The following is an 18,491-nucleotide window of genomic DNA, read 5'->3' as shown; positions in this document are numbered from 1 at the left end:
ATACTGGCATCACTTTTGTTTATCAAATTAAAAATTAAAATTATTTACTTTTATCATAAAGGTTTTCTAGCATATTGGTATGCAAACTTAATTAGCCAAAACACAGTTGGATTTCAGTTTATAGCCTAAAGCAAAAAATATCTAGAAGAGAAGACCATAATTACATATATGTGAGCGATGCCTGCGGCGAGCTACGCTAACGCACCTTCTAGAAATGCTTGCGAACAAGAGATTTGATATAGTGTAACTTTGCTTTTTCTGAGTTTTTAGTTACTAAACCTTCTCCGAATTCCGAATTTTTGATATTTGGGTCAATTTGACTCAGCCATTTGGGTAATTAACAAATCAAGCTATCAAATCAACTGAGTTTAGAATCTTGAGATTTATAAAACAGTGGACTCTATTACTAGAGAACACTGACTGATTGTACTTTGTTCTAGTTGAGGATAACTCTATGAAACTTACAAACTTGATAAATTCTGCACATATTATTGCTTGGATTAATTCTCTGCCTAAAATCACCAGCCTTCATCCAGCCAATAATAACAACAGTGGCGCATCAATAAACTTATTGGGGCATGGGGCATGAGGCATGGGGCATGGGCTGAGGACTGGGGACTAGGAAAGAAGCAGGGGGAGCAGGGGAAAAAGAACTATTGACTAATTCCCAATGCCCAATTCCCAATGCCCAATGCCCAATGCCCAATGCCCAAATTACTACTTTTCCCAAAACCTGAAATTGAAACTACTTCCAGGAGCGCGACGGTAACGGCGGGCGGTTCTTCTTGTTTGCCGTTTGTTGATCCTCTCGTTCGTTGGTTCAACTTCAATCTCTTCTGATTCTTCAACTTGTAACTGGGTTCTAGTTGGTTCCTTACTTCCCCACCAAGCAGTAATCCAGCCTCCAGCTAAAGCGCCTATTCCACCTAGCAAGATACTCATGGGTGCTGGATACCCTAAATATACAAAGCCAAGCATGAAAAATAACCAGTATTTCAGTCCTGTATCGACGCCATCAGAGGAGGCTACAGTTGGAGGCTGGGCGCTATTATTAGTTAGATTTGTGATCCAGCTTAAGATGAAACCCCCCATGATACCTAAGAAGATGCTCAGGGCTGGTGCAGAGCCGGTCATTATTAATATAAATGTTAAAAATGCCCCAAATAACAGCTGAGAAAAGAAGCTGGGAGAAATACTGAAAAAGTCGTTCTTTTTGTCTGCCATAAGGTAAAAAAAGGCTATTAACTAATTACTAATGACGCTCTCTGCGAGACGCTGCCCGTAGCTTGCTTCTTTGCAGGAGTACGCGGACTCGATAACGCTACGCTAACGTAATTCCTAATTTTCGATTCAATTACGAATTACGAATTACGTTAGCGCAGCGGTAGCGAGTCCGCGAGCGTCATTACGAATGATTTTAATTGTGCCTGTTGTGGTTGAGTTGTATCCAAAATCTTTACGTAGGATTGTTCTTCTTCAGTGAAAGGTTCAGTTTGTTTGATTTGTGAGGCTAATAAATCGGCGGTGGCATCAGCGATATCACCAGTGCGATTGTTCAAACGCTCTTTTAGAACTTCAAGGGGTGCTGTGCATTGGATAATCTGAAAGGGAAGTTGGTGCTTCGTAGCTTGAGCGATCGCTTCTTGCCGTAACTGCTGTCGATCATACTTGGCATCCAAAATCACTGAAAAACCTTGTTTAGCTAGGATAATTCCCAATTCCAACAGCCGTGTGTAAGTTTTCTCGGTCATCTCAGGTGTATACAAATCATCGCCACCCTTTTCCCACAGGGGAATTCCCCCTAAATGTTTCCGCACTGCATCAGAACGAAGGTGAATCGCTCCCAGTTGACGGGCTAAATACTTTGCTGTGGTACTTTTACCAGAACCCGACAACCCCGACATCAAAATCAGTTGTCCCAGCTTTGGTTTAGTGTAGTCCCAAGCCTGTTTGTAATAGTCAGCAGCGGTTTTTGTCGCCTCTTCCTTTACCGTCGCGGGTATACTCGGATCGTCTAGCAAAAATGAAGTTACCTTTGCCCGGACATAAGCCTGACGACTTAAATACAAGGGCAGCACCTGTAAGCCTTCCCAGTCTCCAGTTTGCTCTATATAGGCATTCAAAAACGCATTACCCAAGTCTTGGCGCTGGCGAGCTGACAAATCCATCACCGTGAACGCCACATCGTACATGACATCGACAAAGCGAAACGGCTCATTAAACTCAATGCAATCGAACAGCAAGATTTTATCGTGCCACAGCGCAATATTTCTCAGGTGTAAATCCCCGTGACATTCACGAATATAGTCGTTGTGAATTCTGCTAGCGAATAATTCTGGACGTTCTGCAAAAAAGTTATCTGTATATTGCTTTGTTTCTACAAATTGCCCCTGAGTCTGGGGGCCACCAATATACTTTTCAGTTTGCTGATAATTCTCGTCAAAGGCAGCCCGAACTTTTGGCACTTCACCAAAACTGCGAATATAATCATTCGTCTGTGCTTCGGCATGGTATTGAGCCACGACCCGTCCCAACTCTTCTAGGTGTGTCTCATTTAAGTTACCCTGTTCAAAAAGTGTACTTAATAGCGACTCTTGAGGAAACTGGCGCATCTTCAGCACGTATTCTACAGCCTCAACAGTTCCCCCTAACTGGTATTGCTCCCCTACCTGAGTTATGGGCAAAACTTCTAAATACAGTTCACCAGCACCCCGCTGATTTAACCGCAACTCTTCCTGACAAAAATGCTGCCGCTTATCTAGGGTGGAAAAGTCCAAAAAGCCAAAATTCACAGGTTTTTTCAGCTTATAGGCGTAATCCCCAGTTAACAGCACATAAGAAATGTGGGTTTGAATTAGTTCAATAGGTTCTGTTACCGCATGGGGATAAAATCCCGGCTGCAACATTTGCTGAATTAAAGCTGGAAGAGTCGCTTCTGTCATCTCTTTCCTTTGCGCTCTCTGCGCCTTAAGCGGTTCAAATACAAAAAAACCAGGAGTTCCCCCCTGGTATCATCAAAAATTATTACACAGTTTACCTAGCTTAAGAAGCTGGTTCAGTTTCAGTTTCTGTCCCAGCATCTTCAGCACTAATTTGTGGTGGCAAAACGCTGACAACAAGTCGCTCTGATTCAGCTAGAGGTGTAACACCTTCAGGAAAGGGGATATCACTAATACTCAAGCTGTCTCCAATTTGCAGGTTAGAGACATCGATTTCAATTACATCTGGGATGTTTTCCGGCGCACAACTCACTTGCAATTCAGTGATTACGGTGTCTAACACACCACCTTCTTGTTTAACACCAACAGCACTTCCCACAAAACGCAGGCGTACTTCTACAGTGGTGTCGCCGTGACCAGCAACCGCAAAAAAGCTGAGGTGGTAAGGTGTGCCTTTTGCTGGATGAATCTGAAGTTCCCGCAGCAGGGCGTTGCCGCGCCAAGGTACATCAGTAATATTTAAATCAATCAGGGTGTTGTTAACTGAAGCCCTTTTGAGCAAGCGCTCAACAGTTTTGGCATCAATGGTCAAAGAAATTGACTCTGTACCTTTGTGACCGTACAAATTAGCAGGTATCAATCCAGAACGCCGCAAAGCTCTTGGCTTGCTGCCTTCTGGGCGTTTTTGAGATTCGACTGTAATAGCCATAGAAGTTGTTAGTTGTTAATTAGAGTTAGAAGTTAGGAGTTAGAAGTTAGGAGTTAGAAGTTAGGAGTTAGAAGTTAGGAGTTAGAAGTTAGGAGTTTTGAATTACTCACTCTTGACTCTTCACTTTTAACTCTTAACTCTTAACTCTTAACTTTACTAAGCACTAAGTAGGGTAGCAGGTGTGCCATCGGCGTGCAATAAAGCGCGTTTGGGGCCGTGGATGGGGTCTTCTACAATTATGGTTTGATCGCGGCTAGCTCCTAGTGAGACGATCGCGATCGGGACTTCCATTAATTCGGCTAAGAATTTTAGATAGTCCAGTGCTTGCTGTGGCAAGTCTTCTAGGGTGCGGCAGTGAGTTGTTGACACTTGCCATCCTGGTAAGGTTTTGTAGATGGGGCGACATCTGGCAAATTTACGGGAACTGGTGGGGAAGTGTTCGGTGCGATCGCCATCTATGTCATAGGCCACACAAACTTGGATTGACTCTAATTCATCGAGGACATCCAGTTTGGTGAGCGCCATACAATCCATGCCGTTAATCCGCACGGCATAGCGACCGATGACAGCATCAAACCAGCCACAGCGCCGTTTGCGTCCTGTGGTTGTGCCAAATTCGGCACCGCGATCGCACAATAATTCTCCCAACTCTCCATCCAATTCCGTGGGAAATGGCCCCTCTCCCACACGGGTTGTATAGGCTTTCGACACCCCAATTACCCGGTCAATCATTGTCGGCCCTACCCCTGTACCAACGCAAGCCCCCCCTGCCACAGGGTTAGAGGAGGTCACATAGGGATAAGTTCCGTGATCTAGGTCAAGGAGCGTACCTTGTGCGCCTTCAAACAAAATATTGCGCCGTCGCACAATCGCATCAGATATTTTCAACGATGTATCAACGACATGAGGTCGCAAGCGTTCTGCATACCCCAAATACTGTTCAATCACCTCTTGTGCATCTAGAGGCGGCAAGTTGTAAAGCTTTTCTAAAATGACGTTTTTATAATTAATCGTCCACTCCAACTGCTCACGTAGCCCATCGGGGTCCATCAAGTCTAAAACCCGAATGCCTGTACGTTCAGATTTGTCAGCATAAGTCGGCCCAATGCCCCGACCTGTTGTACCGATCTTATGGCTTCCCCGTCGTTCTTCCGATGCCTGGTCAATCAACCGATGATAAGGCATCGTTACGTGGGCTGTCTCAGATATCAGCAGACGGTCAGTGGAAATATTTAATTCTTTTAGTTGGTCGATTTCTGCGATCAAAATCTGTGGATCGATGACTGTTCCACAGCCGATAATGCAATCGGTATTTGGATACAAAATACCAGAGGGAATCAAGTGCAGCTTAAAGGTCTGACCTTTGACTACAATTGTGTGTCCGGCATTGACACCCCCTTGGTAACGTACCACAACATCTGCCGAACGGCTGAGTAAGTCAGTTATTTTACCTTTTCCTTCATCGCCCCATTGGGCACCTATGACAATGACGTTAGCCAAGAGCTTATATTAAGAAGTAAAGTTTCCACAAACTATAATTATTAACATATTGCTGGAAGCATGTCAAGCTTATTTCAGAATAACTTAGCTGTTTTCAATTCAGTAGGGACGCACTTCTGTGCATCCGTGTCAACTTAAGGTGAAAGCTAGTAAGCGAGAATGCTTTAAGACATTACTTCGTTTACCTCGTTCCCAGTCTCCGACTGGGAACACCTATTTTGAGGCTCCGCCTCCCTGACTTGCGGCAGAATCGCAATGAGGAGCATTTCCAGCCAGAGCCTGGAAACGAGGTTTTATAGGGGTTTGGGCTTAAGTTGACACGTATGCACAACATGAAAACTGGCAATACGACTTTTATTTTAGTATCTATATACCTATAAAAAGCATAATTAATAGCCAAAAATTAGGTACTCTTTGTATAGATTTTAATAAAAAAAATCTTGATACTGAACTTTATATAAATGAAATAGATGAAGATGATAAGACAAATACCTTGCCTTTGCCAAAAGAATTTTTAATATTTAAAAGTATTGCTAAAAACATTGCTTTCTACTTAGAACTTAACCGATTGATATTTTAAAATCTAATAATTATAGAAAGTAAAAGTCATAAGAAATAATTAAAAAGTGAAAATGAAATACATTTTAAAAAAAATTTATAATAAAATACTTCATAAATAGATATAACAGAAAAATTTGAATAATCAATTATTTTCTAAAGGAACTGAAATATGTCTATTCTTGCACCAAACACTAAATTAACTCCTGAATATATAGACAAAAATATAATTTTATGCTGTGGAGAAGATGCTAATGAACTTATTAATTCATTAAAGAATCTCTCTTTCAGAGGTACAAAAGTACATGAATACAGATGTTATAGATTTTGGAAATATCTAAATTTTTCGCTTATATGGACGGGAATTGGTACTGGTACATTAGAGCCACTTATTTGGGAAATACTTTTTAATCCAACGATTAAATCCATAGTTAATAAAATTATTTTGATTTGAACAGCAGGAAAGTTGCCCAATTCAGATAAAAAACTTGGTGATGTTTATATTATAGACCAAGCCTATTTAGGAGCTACAGCAATTGATGATGATTCTATAAAACAACCTTTAACGCCAAATTTTTTCGCGAAATATGATTTTCCAAAAGCTTCGATTGTATCTACTGATTTTTTCTATGGTTTTTCTGAGAGAGTTATTAATGGGGATTATCCTAACAAAACACAAAGACTTATCCAGGCAGTTAACCAATATTTTTATACGACTGATTTGGTAGATATGGAGGTAGCACAATTTTATCATTTTTGTAAATTATTTGACCCGGAAAATAAGCTGAATTACGTAGCTATCAAAGGAGCTGCTAATTCAATTGGTAGTGCTGAAGAACAAATAGAAAATACTTCTATTGTTATTCAAAATGCCATAGAGAAAGCTATTGCACTTTTATAGATAGTGGACTGTCTGAAACTATAGAAAACTAACTGCTTATATTCAGACCCCTACCTTAGTAGGGGTTAGTTTGTGTTGGGGGGGGGTAGTAATGCGTAGTAATGATAAAGTAAGAAAGTGTTGTTCAATACTGAAACTATGCTTTGCCCTCAATACAACTCAAACAACATTGTTAAAAATGGACGCACTCACTACAGGAAACAACGGTTCAAATGCCTTTCTTTCTGGACGACAATTTGTTAAAAGTCCAAGCCGACAACCAGTTGACAACTCGAAACGTGAGTTAATCGATAAGCTCTTGCTCAAACGTCTATCTTTGGCAGTGATCGCTCGCATTACCGGAGTCTCACTACGTTGGCTTCAATACTGCGTAAATCATAAATATTACCAAATTCCTAAATATGTTGAAGTTACTAAAAAAACCTGGTCGTCTAATTCTCCAGATTGACGAAATGTGGTCATTTTTGGGATCGAAAGCGAATAAACTTTCTTATTTGGCTTGCTATTGACGCGACAACACGAGAAATTGTCAGGGTATATATTACCTGGTTTTGTTTTGGATTTACGGATAGTGTGGGGTTAATTACAATTTCAAACAAGAGAGGTTGCATTGCAACTACAAATGCTATGCATAGGCAAATTCTCTGAACCAAACTGCATTAACTATAGTACTGTTAAAAATGAATTTATATTAAAAATTAGCGGATTTATTTGTGAGCATTATGTATAAATTATTATCCCGATAAATCCAGATATTTACAACTATAACAGATTGTATTTTGTTACCCGTGATCTCAAAAACTTTAAAATATTCTCAGTATTTATTTTTAATCTTTAATCTTAACTGATGGAGGTAATCTGCGGCAGAAAGGGCGATCGCATGATCAAAAAATGGTATCGAGTTCAAAAGCTGAAAGCAATATTCATCATCCTAGCATTGGTAGTTGTATTTACTAATGCTCTAGTCTTCTATGGCAATACTGTTAAGCTGATTCACAACCAGCAATGGGTGACATCCTCCTATCAAGTTATTACCCAACTTGAAAGTATCCAGTATCCACTCAAAGATACTGAAACTGCACAACGTAATTACCTAATTACAGCAGATGCAGATGATTTACAAACCTATCTTGCAGCTTATCAACAAACTAATAGCAATATTCAGACTCTCAGCAAGTTAACTGCTGATAACCATCAAAAGCAGCAGTGGATTTCTTTGCTGGAGCCGAAAATTACTAATAGGCTCAACATCCTGCAACAAGAAATTTCCCTCAGACAAAACCAGGGATTAGAAGCAGTTCGGCAACAAATCTTATTTGATGAAAACAAGCAAATCGGCAAAGAGATTCGACAGCTTATTCACGACTCTTTAAAGGCGGAGCAAAATTTATTACAGCTGCGGATGCAGGAGTCGCAAGCAAGTTACCAAAAGGCGATAGTTACATTTTTTATCGCTGCTATTGTGGATTTTGTGCTGGTGGCGTTGCTGTATGATTTGTTGTGGCGTTATATCAGGCAACTTCAGCAGACGGAACTGGCCCGACGGCAAAGCGAAAATCGTTTACGAGCCATGATAGATGCAGAACCAGAATGCATCAAGTTAATTGCCAGAGATGGCACCCTTTTAGAAATTAATGCCTATGGGCTGGCAATGATGGAAGTGGAAAGTGCTGATGTCTTGATTGGTAAACCAATTGATGCCGTAATTGTACCAGAGTATAGAGCAGCCTTTGCCGACTTGCATAAAAGTATCTGCCAAGGGAAGAAGGGGACTTTGGAGTTTGAAATTGTGGGATTTAAAGGCACCCGCCGCTACATGGAAACCTATGCCGTACCACTACGTAACGAATCTGATGGGACGTTCATCCATTTAGCACTGATGCGAGATATAACCCAGCAAAAACAGGCAGAACAGAAAATCCGTGAACAAGGGTTGCTGCTGGATGTATCAACTGACGCGATTTTGGTGCGAAATATCCACAACCAAATCTTGTTTTGGAATCAAGGTGCTGAACGTTTGTATGGCTGGAAGGCTGAGGAAGTTGTGGGTAAGAATGTCTTGCAACTTTTGGATAAAGAGATTTCACCACAGCTAGAAGATGTTTACTTGAGGGTGATGAATACGGGTGAGTGGCGGGGTGAGTTGCATCAACTGACAAGGGAAGGCAAAGTAATTATCGTTGAAAGTCGGTGGACACTGATCCGAGATGATAATGGACAACCCAAATCCATTTTGAGTGTGAACACCGAAATTACGCAGCAGAAAAAACTCGAAGCTCAACTTCTGCGATCGCAACGTTTAGAGAGTATCGGCACTTTAGCTAGCGGTATCGCCCATGACCTCAACAATATATTATCCCCAATTTTAATGTCAGTTCAACTGTTGCAGAAGAAATTGCCCGATTCCCAGAGTCAGCAAATACTGCAAACTTTAGAAAATAATGTTAAACGCGGCGCTAATTTGCTTAAGCAAGTGTTATCTTTTGCACGGGGTATTGAAGGCAAACGGACAATTGTGCAAATTCAGCCTTTGATGGCAGAAATGGAGCAAATTATCGCCCAAACATTCCCCAAATCCATTATTTGCCAAATAGATATCCCCAAAAATCTCTGGTACGTCCGTGGAGACACAACTCAACTGCATCAGGTGTTGATAAATTTAGTAATCAACGCCCGCGATGCCATGCCCAATGGCGGTATTTTAAGGATTGTGGCGGAAAATCTGGTGATTGGTGAACATTCTACCCAGATAAACATTGATGCGAAAGTGGGTTCTTATATTGCGATCGTGGTGACGGATACTGGTATGGGGATGTCGTCGTCAGTCCAGCAAAAGATTTTTGAACCATTTTTCACCACCAAAGAGGTAGGCAAAGGTACAGGTTTAGGACTTTCTACGGCGTTGGGTATTATTAAGAATCACGGTGGTTTTGTCAATGTTTACAGTCAAGTAGGCAGAGGCACTCAATTTACAGTGTACTTACCTGCCTCAACATTCAGAGATACACATTCGCTGTCTCAAGAATTGGAATCGGTTATAGGAGATGGCTAATTGATTTTGGTGGTGAAAATATCACAGACTACAAAAATTCTATCAACCAAAACTTTCTGCCCACGTTGGAAATGAGAACAGTCTAACTTAGTCCTCAGCCGAAAGTTCAACAAGTCATAGCGAGGTGAACCATCTGGATGACTTGCCCTTGGTGGGATATCGAGTGCTTCGATTGGACAACCGCCAATTGTGGAATCTGGAGTCACCCTAAAACTGAAGTCCGGTAATTCAAGGCGCTTCACTACAATGTTCCGCAAACGACGAGAATGGTGAATAATAAAATAGACCTCTACTTCGATAGCAGTTAAAAACTCCATGAGTTTGGGGAAGTAAGTATTGAAAAGGTTGAATAGTTCTGGATTATTCTTGAAAAACAGTAACTTTTTGAATATTAAAAACCTGCCAAGTCGCTAGAGTTTGGCAGATTTTTTAGGTTAATAAAAATAAAAATATCAGTTAACATGATACGCCGTTATCACTATTCTCTTGTCTGAACTATATACGGACTCGACTCTTGGGTATTCGTTATGAATCCACCATACTTTTATTCTATTAGACTGTGCAGGTGCGCTACCTGAGATTGAATATCCTGCCTGAGTCATTAAGGTTTCAAAAGTATTTGAGTCGAGAACTGGACTTTTTAATTGCTGTTAGTCCCTGTATTTGATGTCTGTTTAGGGTCATAGCTACCCTGGTAAGTCGTAAAAATACTATATCCTGGTAATACTAAAGCAATTCCAGTGTTACTGTGAATTTTACCGGGATATTTATAGGGAATATCATCTGGTACGCTCCCACCAATGCGAATACTAAAACCAAGTAGCCATATATACAAACCAGGTAGTAATAAATCCATGCTATATGCGATCGCTCTCATTGCCTCATTTTCTTTGAAAGAAGCACAATTTCTAGCTATAGCGAATTTTTTGGAGATATTTTTCAAGTTTGTAATTTCTAACATGGTCTTAATTTCAATCCCCTCACGGGGATTTAGTAAGTTTGAAGCGTTTCAATCCCTATGAGGGATATAGCGGTTCTCAGTTGAGTGAGATACAAGAACCCCACCCCCAACCCCCTCCCCGCTTGCGAGGAGGGGGCTATGACGTACCTCATGTGATTAGGAAACGCTATAAGGTGTTTTGCAACTATGTAAATAGTGTAGGGTAAATTTCAAGTGAAAAGTCTTTAAAATGCTTATACTGCAAGGTGTGCGACAGTTATAGTCGAGTAGGGCTTTTGAGAGCATTTTTACCATCAGCCAAAAATTAGCGATCGCCCAGTAACAGAAATGTCACAGAGTCAGCGCAAATTAGTTCTATGCTTAGAGAATGTTTTTAAAACTCCGATTTTTTGTGGTTCATTAGGTAGTAACCAACGCGCAAAACTGCGAAGGTATTTTTCTGCTAATATTTTACAGATGTTGTCAAAGTACTATTAAATCAACTTTGTTTTAGCTAACTGCAAGTGGGTTTAAATGTGAGAAAAATTAAACTACTGAGTTTGATATTAATTAGTTTGGCAATGGCGTTATGGTTTAATTTGCGTTCCTCAACACCGTCAATATCGACTGTTGCATCTTCACCACCAAAAACTATCCGCTACTTCGAGCGCACTTTGCCCCAAAGCATAGCTCACATCGTGTTAATTCCAGCTAATAGCAGATTTTTGGTAACTCCTGCACTATCACAAAAGGTAGCTACCGTAGAGGAATTTGCCCAGAAGCATCGAGCCGTAGCTATTTTGAACGCAGGCTTTTTTGACCCAGCCAACCAAAAATCTACATCATATATTGTCATACACGGGAAGTTGGTAGCTAACCCCAAGGAAAACGAGCGGCTGGTGAATAATCCCAATTTAAAACCTTACCTGGGTCAAATATTCAATCGCACAGAATTCCGCCGCTACTTATGTGGGCAAACAATCAGCTATTCGATTACGCTACACAGTCAGTCACCACCAGCAGGTTGTCAGTTAGTGGATGCTATAGGCGCAGGCCCACGCCTATTACCAGAACTCACCTTAGTACAAGAGGGCTTTGTGGATAATGCCAATAAACGAGATGCACTTGGCAGCAACCAACCCAATGCCAGAACTGCCGTGGGTATCACCCGTGATGGTAGCATTGTTTTAGTTATGGTGGCTCAAAAATCCTCGGCTGCCGCTAACTCTGGGATATCCTTGCCAGCATTAGCTGATTTTATGAAAACTCTTGGTGCTGATCAAGCGATGAACCTGGATGGGGGCAGTTCGTCTTCGCTTTATTACAAGGGCAAAACCTTTTATGGGAAGGTTAATTTGGAGGGAAATTCTATCAAGCGTCCGGTGAAGTCAGTTTTGCTGGTTCAGGAAAACTAGTATTAAACAGTATCATCGCAGCTATTACCCTCTGGCCCCGTTGGGTAAACTGCACAAACCATATTGGGGCTATGGGATTTGAGGAGACAGCAATACCTAGTACAGCATCGCATAAATCCAGCTACCATCTCAATTAACAAGACTTAGGGCAAAATCCCCCTGTTAAAGGTAGGCAAACTGACGCCACAGGGTACTAGTTTGGGCTATCCCTACCCACTGGTAGATTTTTGCCATAGCACCAATCCCCGCGATCGCAATTGAGTCACAATGATAATAGGCAATCATTGAAGGTGCTGTTATGCTTCGTGTAACTCAAATTATTCGGAACTTGTTCCTTCGTTTTGAAGGCTTGTTTGGTGTTTTATTCCAAAGTCTTTCTAGTTTTTTCGGAAATTTATTTGGTTTTTTTGCCAAGCTGTTCGGATTTACTCGGTCTGATTATTTCTTGGAATCTGACCAAGCGCAAGATATAAAGCAAGCTTCTGCAAAAGAGCCAATTGAAACGAATCGGGATAACACTGCTAAAATTCCTGTCACTAACCGCCGTCGTCCTAATACCAAACTTGACGACTATTACCTCAAGATGGCTCGTGATGTGAAAAAGAACTGACAAAAGCCATCAATTGGAGGGTAAGTTTAGTAATAAGCTATTCCACCTTTAACTTGCATAATTAGGGTGGGCATCTTGCCTACCCCACAAGATTTTGATTAAATTTAGATATGCAAACTATATGTAGAAAAGCTTACGAGCAACTACAGTAGCGCTTTGCATTTTCATGAAAATCATCCAGCCACAATTAACGGATTTCTATGTGCGATTGCACCTTTAATAAAAATTAAATCCAATTTGAGGCTGGACAAGAGTTAGAGAGATTTTTGAAATTGAATGTTTACTTGATTTTTAACTTACCAAATCAACTAAGGCGTTCGACTGGAAGCGGACTATAGATGAAACTGAGCAACCGCGATAGTTTTCAGAGGTGAATACTGATAGTGTGATATTAGCTTGACCAGGATCTAAAATGCGTTTTACCTTGCAGGTTTGCATTTTGTTGTTGCAGTAAGCAATAATCCGATCGCCAGCCTTGACTTCTAACGCTTGAATTTTCAATTAATACCAACCTTGCCAGGAATTTGCTTAGTTAAAGGAAAAATATATTGCTATATCTCACTTGCTCAACAATAGCAATGTTTTTTTAGTGTAACACAAAAATTAAGGATATCAATGCTATCAATTTAATCTTGATAATGTCAAGTTTATTCATGCTCAAAACACTATTAAATGCTGGATTTTCAGAACATAAGCATAAAATCCCGACCTTCGCGCAGCGTCTAGGTCGGAGCCTCTGTTGAAAAATCTAGATGGTGGGAAATCTCCCCTCCAACTTCTCTGGAGCTAAACTTTTTCGAGTACAGATTTTTTCTTTCTATGTTTTTGTTACAATTAGTGAAATTTTTACCTAAAAATACCACTATGACTTTATATGCTGAATTACATAGACATCTGGGCGGTTCCGTCGTACCCCGCGTTTTATGGCGATATTTCGAGCGACATTCTTCGGAGTTGATTTCCCGCTTTGCTGACTATGCAGAATTTGAAGATTTTTATACCCGCCCACGCAACACCCTAGATGAGTATCTAGAATTACACACCCTGGTAGAAAGTGTGCAAACTGTGGAGACTTTGCCTTACTTTATCTATCGCTTGGTGCGGGGTGCTTACATATTTGAAAATTTGGCTTATCTGGAACTGCGCTACACGCCCTATTTACGGACACCTGAGCATCTGAATCAATCACAGAGAATTGACAAGATGGCAGAGATTGTGCAAGTAGTAGGACTTGCCAGCCACCAGCCAGAATATCCGATTGTTACTAGCCAAATTCTCTGTATGCACACCCGTCTACCCTATGAGGTGAACAAGGCAATTGTTGATTTGGCGGCGCAAAATAAGCAGTATGTCTGTGCAGTAGATGTAGCGGGGGGTGATAGCTATTATGCCGATCGCTTGGAAGAATGGATTAGCTTATATGATTATGCGCGATCGCTAGGCGTTAACACCACCGGACATCTATATGAAACCACCGCCGGTTGTTACCCAGAACTGTTACCCTATTTGATGCGAATCGGTCACGGCATCCAAATTCCCCTACTGTATCCAGAGCTACTTAATGATGTAGCTAGACGCGGACAATGTTTAGAAGTTTGCCCCACAACTTACCTAAAAACTGGTACTTTGCAGGATATACGTCAACTCAAATTAGTTTTTGACCGTTGTTTTGATGCTGGGGTAGATATCGCTATCTGTACTGACAATGCTGGGTTACATAATGTGCGTTTGCCATTTGAGTATGAGAATCTCTTGACTTATGACATTATTAGTTTTGAACAACTACAAGCTTGTCAGGATGCTGCTTTCCGTCATGCTTTTGCTTGGCCTTACAGTGAACGTCCCGCATCCCTGTTGAATGGGTTGCTGAAACCTGAACCACCTAAAGTTTTGGCAATAAGGGATAGTAATTAACGATCGCCTAAAGGTACGCAGAAAGTAAGATGATTTAATGTTAATTAATGTTGCAATTAGTGATTTTTTCTGATGCTGTAGAGAAAGCTGTAATGCACAAGAGATATCTTGCAAAAGTGAATTTTTTAGAGATTAAACCACAGATGCACGCAGATAATTTATCACTGTTTATCTGTGGTTCATTTTTCGCTGATTCGGATTTTTGCTAGAAGTCTATATGTGCAGTACAAAAAAACCAGCAATTATGGAATTAATGGACTTAGATTGATATATCTGGGTTATAGTTTATCCGCCAACACCTTCTGTAGCACCACCGACCGAAATCCAAGCTGCAAGGCCACCTTTGATTTCCGCTACCTCAACAAACCCTTCTCCTCTGAGAATTTGTGCAGCCTGAGATGTATGTTCGTCACTGTCGCCATAAATATAGATATGGCGTTCTTTATGTAGGGCAGATTTGGAGCGGGATGCCAAATGGTCTAATGGGATGGGTATTGCTCCACTAATCCGACCGTGATTGTAGGTGTGGCGGTCGCGCACATCAACAATTGTAAAACTTGGTTGACCCCATTGCAAACGGGTCTTTAAATCATGGACATCAGCAACTAAATTATTACTCATAAGCTTTTCCTGCTTATAATCTCATAAGCAATTTATCAAAAATCGCCTTTTAATTGAGTTTTATTTACAATTAATAAAAATTTCTCGTAAATTTACCCCCTGCTCTCACAGCCTGCGGCAAGCTAAAGCTACATCTCCCCCAGTCCTTTTCTTCTCTATGAGACGAGAGGCGAACAATTTTGAATTTTGAATGCGTGAATTTTGAATTGACTTCTCCCGCCCACTTCCCTTGTTCCCAGAAGCTATAAACTATAATTTATGGCATCTACTATTCAAGCTCTACCAACAGAAGTCGTATATCTCATTACAGCCGGTGAGGTAATCGACTCTTTAGCTTCTGTGGTGCGGGAATTGGTAGAAAATTCCCTAGACGCAGGTGCAACGCGAATTGTGGTTTCTCTATGGCCGCAGCAATGGCGAATTCGTGTGGCAGATAATGGTTGTGGAATGAACCTAGATGATTTACAACAAGCAGCCACAGCCCACAGCACGAGTAAAATTCGCTCTAGTGCCGATTTGTGGAAAATTAACAGTTTGGGGTTTCGGGGTGAGGCGTTGCATAGTTTAACGACTCTGGCTGATTTAGAGATTTTGAGTCGTCCTGTAGGTGGAAAATTAGGATGGCGGATTAGCTATGGCAATGGCGGGGAAATTGTGCAAGTTGAAGTAACTGCGATCGCACCTGGTACAGTGGTTACAGTTTCGCATCTTTTCGGTAATTGCTCATCTCGTCGTCAAGGATTACCCACAGCAGCACAGCAAATGAAGGCCGTGCAAGCCACAATTCACCAAATCGCCCTATGTCATCCCCACGTCACCTGGCAGATTTGGCAAAATGATCGTCAATGGTTCACCATCTGTCCTGCTGCTACAACAGGGCAACTACTACCGCAGATTTTACCCCAGGTGCGACAAGGTGATTTGCAAGAAGTGAAACTAGAAATACCCAACCCGCCAAACTCCTGTACAGACGCGATTAATCGCGTCTCTCCTAACTCCTCACTAAATTTAGTGGTAGGATTACCCGATCGCACTCATCGTCATCGTCCAGATTGGGTACGTGTAGCCATTAACGGACGGATGGTTAAAACACCGGAACTAGAGCAAACGATATTATCAGCATTTCACAGAACATTACCACGCGATCGCTATCCAATTTGTTTCTTACATCTTGCCATTTCTCCCGATCAAATTAACTGGAATCGCAATCCAGCAAAAACAGAAATTTACCTCAACGAAATCATTTATTGGCAAGAGCAAATTACCCAAGCAATTAACCAAGCACTCAGCATCTCTTCTAGCAATCTCAAAGAAGCTGTCCATACAACACGAGTTAGTAAATTACTCAAAGCCGCAGAAACAAAAGGCGGCTACAATTTCAATCCTCAAAATCCCAACCCTTGTACAGACGCGATTAATCGCGTCTCTCCTAACTCTTTAAAAGCTGTCGCTCAAGTTAGCAACACCTATATTGTGGCGGAACATTCTGGGGGAATGTGGTTAGTAGAACAGCACATTGCCCATGAGCGAGTTTTGTATGAACAATTGTGTGAGAATTGGCAACTAGTTTCTGTCGAACCGCCAATCATTCTTTATCAATTGTCACCAGCGCAAGTATCGCAACTGCAACGCATCGGTTTAGATATAGAACCCTTTGGCGAACAACTTTGGGCAGTGCGAAACATCCCCGCACCTTTGCAGCAGCGAGACGACTGTGCAGAAGCAATTTTAGAACTTAGTTGGGGAGGGGATTTACAAACAGCCCAAGTAGCCGTAGCCTGTCGCAGTGCCATTCGTAACGGTACACCCATGAACCACCAACAAATGCAAACACTTTTAGATAATTGGCAACGCACTCGCAACCCTCGCACCTGTCCCCACGGACGTCCAATTTATCTATCCTTAGAAGAATCAGCTTTAGCCCGATTTTTCCGGCGTAATTGGGTAATTGGTAAAAGTCATGGAATTTGATTTTTTGGTGAGACATTACAATTGGACTAGGAGAATGTACATCTAGCTGGGAGGGGTGTTGAAACCTCCCGCCAGCGATTCCCAATCAATCCACGCCCAATCTTTCAACCCGCCTCTAGCTGGGAGGGGTGTTGAAACTCAATCTGGCGCAAAAGCGCTTACTGATGAATATACCCTATCCACTACAGGACGCTTAACCTTGAACACTGAATAACTGGAGTTACCAAAAGAACTAGGCATATCTCAAGTCCTTCAAAATTTAGGACAAAAAACATTTAATAATGTGCTAAAAGAGTTAGCTGCACAAACCCACAAAACTTATAAAGACTCTTTCCTCTATCCTAAGCAGGAAGAATTATATCAACGCCTTGGCATTGCTGACATAAATGAATAGATAAATTACTGTTAGCAAAGTGCGATTTATGTCAAGCTTTTACTATAAGACTTCTCACTATTGCTGGAGTTGTAGAATGCGATCGCTGCTAAATAGTTTTCTGTAATTTTCCCATTTCTGTAAAAGGGAGAAAGCAGCGACTACAACAACCATCAACCCACAATGCCGGAATTTTGAACCTAGCCCCACAGTTTGGACATTCTGAAACTAATGTTAATTTGTGGCGATCGCACTTTTACAAGAACCATCAAACACTTGTTTAGCGTTTGGTGTAGCTACCACAGTCAATTCACCCCGTCGAACTCACGTTTATGTACGATGCGTAAGTCCTAGATAAGATGCGCTTACCCTAGTCTTTTCTAGTTCTTGACTTTTTTGGTTTAGGTTAAAGTTGCTCACTAATTTTTCAAATAATGTAGAAATGAAAAGGCTAATTCAAGCTGCTGCATTGACTCTAACAATTGCATCCTTCAATTCTACTGTATACGGGTACAGCCAAATAAAATCTAAGAACTTTCCTTACATTGTTGGAGCAGACCAATTTCCCAAAACTAGGGCAAGAGTTGTTAGAGATTCTTTGAGGCTAAAAATTCCCTCAGATAGCAGAGCTTTATCCCAGCTAACTATTACTGTACCTAATGGTTTAACTGTGAGGAATGAAATTGCCATATCTGACCAGTCTAATCAAAAAACTAACGCCAAGATTACAGTCAAGGACAAAACTATTACAATTGCTTTCCCAGAACAGATAGCTCCTGGAACTGAACTTAAGATTGACTTAAACCGTGTCTTAATTTCAGGAATTTCTAATAGTTGGCTCTTTCCAGTCTCTGTCAGACTTGTAGGTTTGAATGCAGATATTCCGATAGGTGTATTTCGCTTGCAGCTAGTCTTCTAAGCACAAAATTGCACAAATTCCTAGTATTATGGAGTTCATCCAACAGTTCCTTCCATTTTGCTGTAATCA

Annotated in this window: 20 protein-coding genes; 11 read left to right on the top strand and 9 right to left on the bottom strand. The window is 41.2% G+C overall.

The genetic code is table 11. From position 1 onward, the window contains the following. Positions 1–454 precede the first annotated feature (454 nt). Positions 455–589: a hypothetical protein gene (locus V7K30_RS20360; protein WP_335002317.1), complete on the top strand. Its 135-nt coding sequence runs from the start codon at positions 455–457 to the stop codon at positions 587–589. Between the two features lie 128 nt (positions 590–717). Here the strand turns inward: V7K30_RS20360 and V7K30_RS20355 are convergent, their stop codons facing one another. The 4 genes from V7K30_RS20355 to V7K30_RS20340 form a co-directional block, all read right to left on the bottom strand. Next, positions 718–1,224 carry a hypothetical protein gene (locus V7K30_RS20355; RefSeq protein WP_335002316.1) on the bottom strand — a complete coding sequence of 169 codons (507 nt, stop codon included), beginning with the start codon at positions 1,222–1,224 and terminating at the stop codon, positions 718–720. A gap of 149 nt (positions 1,225–1,373) precedes the next feature. After that, positions 1,374–2,942 carry a bifunctional aminoglycoside phosphotransferase/ATP-binding protein gene (locus V7K30_RS20350; protein WP_335002314.1) on the bottom strand — a complete coding sequence of 523 codons (1,569 nt, stop codon included), beginning with the start codon at positions 2,940–2,942 and terminating at the stop codon, positions 1,374–1,376. 100 nt (positions 2,943–3,042) lie between these two features. After that, the gene (locus V7K30_RS20345) at positions 3,043–3,648 is read right to left on the bottom strand and encodes a 50S ribosomal protein L25/general stress protein Ctc (RefSeq protein WP_335002312.1); all 606 of its coding nucleotides are present in this window, start codon (positions 3,646–3,648) and stop codon (positions 3,043–3,045) included. 156 nt (positions 3,649–3,804) lie between these two features. After that, complete coding sequence (locus V7K30_RS20340) at positions 3,805–5,148, bottom strand: adenylosuccinate synthase (protein ID WP_335002310.1); 1,344 nt, start codon at positions 5,146–5,148, stop codon at positions 3,805–3,807. A gap of 730 nt (positions 5,149–5,878) precedes the next feature. On the opposite strand from V7K30_RS20340, the gene V7K30_RS20335 reads away from it, so the two are divergent. From V7K30_RS20335 to V7K30_RS20320, 4 genes are all read left to right on the top strand, one after another. Further along, positions 5,879–6,160 (top strand): hypothetical protein, encoded by a 282-nt coding sequence (locus V7K30_RS20335; RefSeq protein WP_335002308.1) that lies wholly within the window; start codon positions 5,879–5,881, stop codon positions 6,158–6,160. A gap of 12 nt (positions 6,161–6,172) precedes the next feature. Beyond that, a complete protein-coding gene (locus V7K30_RS20330; RefSeq protein ID WP_335002306.1) occupies positions 6,173–6,607 on the top strand; it encodes a hypothetical protein in 435 nt (144 codons plus the stop codon). 138 nt (positions 6,608–6,745) lie between these two features. Next, positions 6,746–6,850, top strand: coding sequence for an IS1/IS1595 family N-terminal zinc-binding domain-containing protein (locus tag V7K30_RS34325; RefSeq protein WP_442941084.1), 105 nt, complete (start codon positions 6,746–6,748; stop codon positions 6,848–6,850). 604 nt (positions 6,851–7,454) lie between these two features. After that, on the top strand, positions 7,455–9,659 hold the full coding sequence (locus tag V7K30_RS20320) for a PAS domain S-box protein (RefSeq protein ID WP_335002302.1): 2,205 nt from the start codon (positions 7,455–7,457) through the stop codon (positions 9,657–9,659). Here the strand turns inward: V7K30_RS20320 and V7K30_RS20315 are convergent. Both V7K30_RS20315 and V7K30_RS20310 read right to left on the bottom strand, forming a co-directional pair. Next, complete coding sequence (locus V7K30_RS20315) at positions 9,656–9,976, bottom strand: hypothetical protein (protein WP_335002300.1); 321 nt, start codon at positions 9,974–9,976, stop codon at positions 9,656–9,658. The genes V7K30_RS20320 and V7K30_RS20315 overlap by 4 nt on opposite strands. A gap of 323 nt (positions 9,977–10,299) precedes the next feature. Further along, the gene (locus tag V7K30_RS20310) at positions 10,300–10,620 is read right to left on the bottom strand and encodes a hypothetical protein (RefSeq protein WP_335002298.1); all 321 of its coding nucleotides are present in this window, start codon (positions 10,618–10,620) and stop codon (positions 10,300–10,302) included. A 515-nt stretch (positions 10,621–11,135) separates the two neighbouring features. Between V7K30_RS20310 and V7K30_RS20305 the strand changes: the two genes are divergently transcribed. Further along, on the top strand, positions 11,136–12,014 hold the full coding sequence (locus tag V7K30_RS20305; RefSeq protein WP_335002296.1) for a phosphodiester glycosidase family protein: 879 nt from the start codon (positions 11,136–11,138) through the stop codon (positions 12,012–12,014). Between the two features lie 162 nt (positions 12,015–12,176). Here V7K30_RS20305 and V7K30_RS20300 read toward each other — a convergent pair whose 3' ends face one another. Further along, positions 12,177–12,299: a hypothetical protein gene (locus V7K30_RS20300; RefSeq protein WP_335002294.1), complete on the bottom strand. Its 123-nt coding sequence runs from the start codon at positions 12,297–12,299 to the stop codon at positions 12,177–12,179. Positions 12,300–12,312: 13 nt separating this feature from the next. Here V7K30_RS20300 and V7K30_RS20295 point away from each other — a divergent pair, with 13 nt between their 5' ends. Next, positions 12,313–12,624 carry a threonine dehydratase gene (locus tag V7K30_RS20295; RefSeq protein WP_335002292.1) on the top strand — a complete coding sequence of 104 codons (312 nt, stop codon included), beginning with the start codon at positions 12,313–12,315 and terminating at the stop codon, positions 12,622–12,624. A gap of 291 nt (positions 12,625–12,915) precedes the next feature. Here the strand turns inward: V7K30_RS20295 and V7K30_RS20290 are convergent, their stop codons facing one another. Beyond that, entirely contained in the window at positions 12,916–13,125 is a 210-nt protein-coding gene (locus tag V7K30_RS20290; RefSeq protein ID WP_094352741.1) for a hypothetical protein, read from the bottom strand. 363 nt (positions 13,126–13,488) lie between these two features. Here V7K30_RS20290 and V7K30_RS20285 point away from each other — a divergent pair, with 363 nt between their 5' ends. Next, complete coding sequence (locus V7K30_RS20285) at positions 13,489–14,538, top strand: adenosine deaminase (RefSeq protein ID WP_335002290.1); 1,050 nt, start codon at positions 13,489–13,491, stop codon at positions 14,536–14,538. A 285-nt stretch (positions 14,539–14,823) separates the two neighbouring features. Here V7K30_RS20285 and V7K30_RS20280 read toward each other — a convergent pair whose 3' ends face one another. Beyond that, a complete protein-coding gene (locus V7K30_RS20280) occupies positions 14,824–15,159 on the bottom strand; it encodes a rhodanese-like domain-containing protein (RefSeq protein ID WP_335002288.1) in 336 nt (111 codons plus the stop codon). A 258-nt stretch (positions 15,160–15,417) separates the two neighbouring features. Here V7K30_RS20280 and mutL point away from each other — a divergent pair, with 258 nt between their 5' ends. From mutL to V7K30_RS20265, 3 genes are all read left to right on the top strand, one after another. Next, on the top strand, positions 15,418–17,130 hold the full coding sequence (gene mutL, locus V7K30_RS20275) for a DNA mismatch repair endonuclease MutL (protein WP_335002286.1): 1,713 nt from the start codon (positions 15,418–15,420) through the stop codon (positions 17,128–17,130). A gap of 55 nt (positions 17,131–17,185) precedes the next feature. Beyond that, on the top strand, positions 17,186–17,344 hold the full coding sequence (locus V7K30_RS20270) for a hypothetical protein (RefSeq protein ID WP_335002284.1): 159 nt from the start codon (positions 17,186–17,188) through the stop codon (positions 17,342–17,344). A gap of 601 nt (positions 17,345–17,945) precedes the next feature. Further along, a complete protein-coding gene (locus tag V7K30_RS20265; RefSeq protein ID WP_335002282.1) occupies positions 17,946–18,422 on the top strand; it encodes a DUF2808 domain-containing protein in 477 nt (158 codons plus the stop codon). The last annotated feature ends 69 nt before the right edge of the window (positions 18,423–18,491 follow it).

The sequence above is a fragment of the Nostoc sp. genome (assembly GCF_036917655.1).
GTDB lineage: Bacteria > Cyanobacteriota > Cyanobacteriia > Cyanobacteriales > Nostocaceae > Nostoc.
Note: the sequence above shows the minus strand (reverse complement) of the source record. Positions and strands in the feature narration are given on the sequence as shown.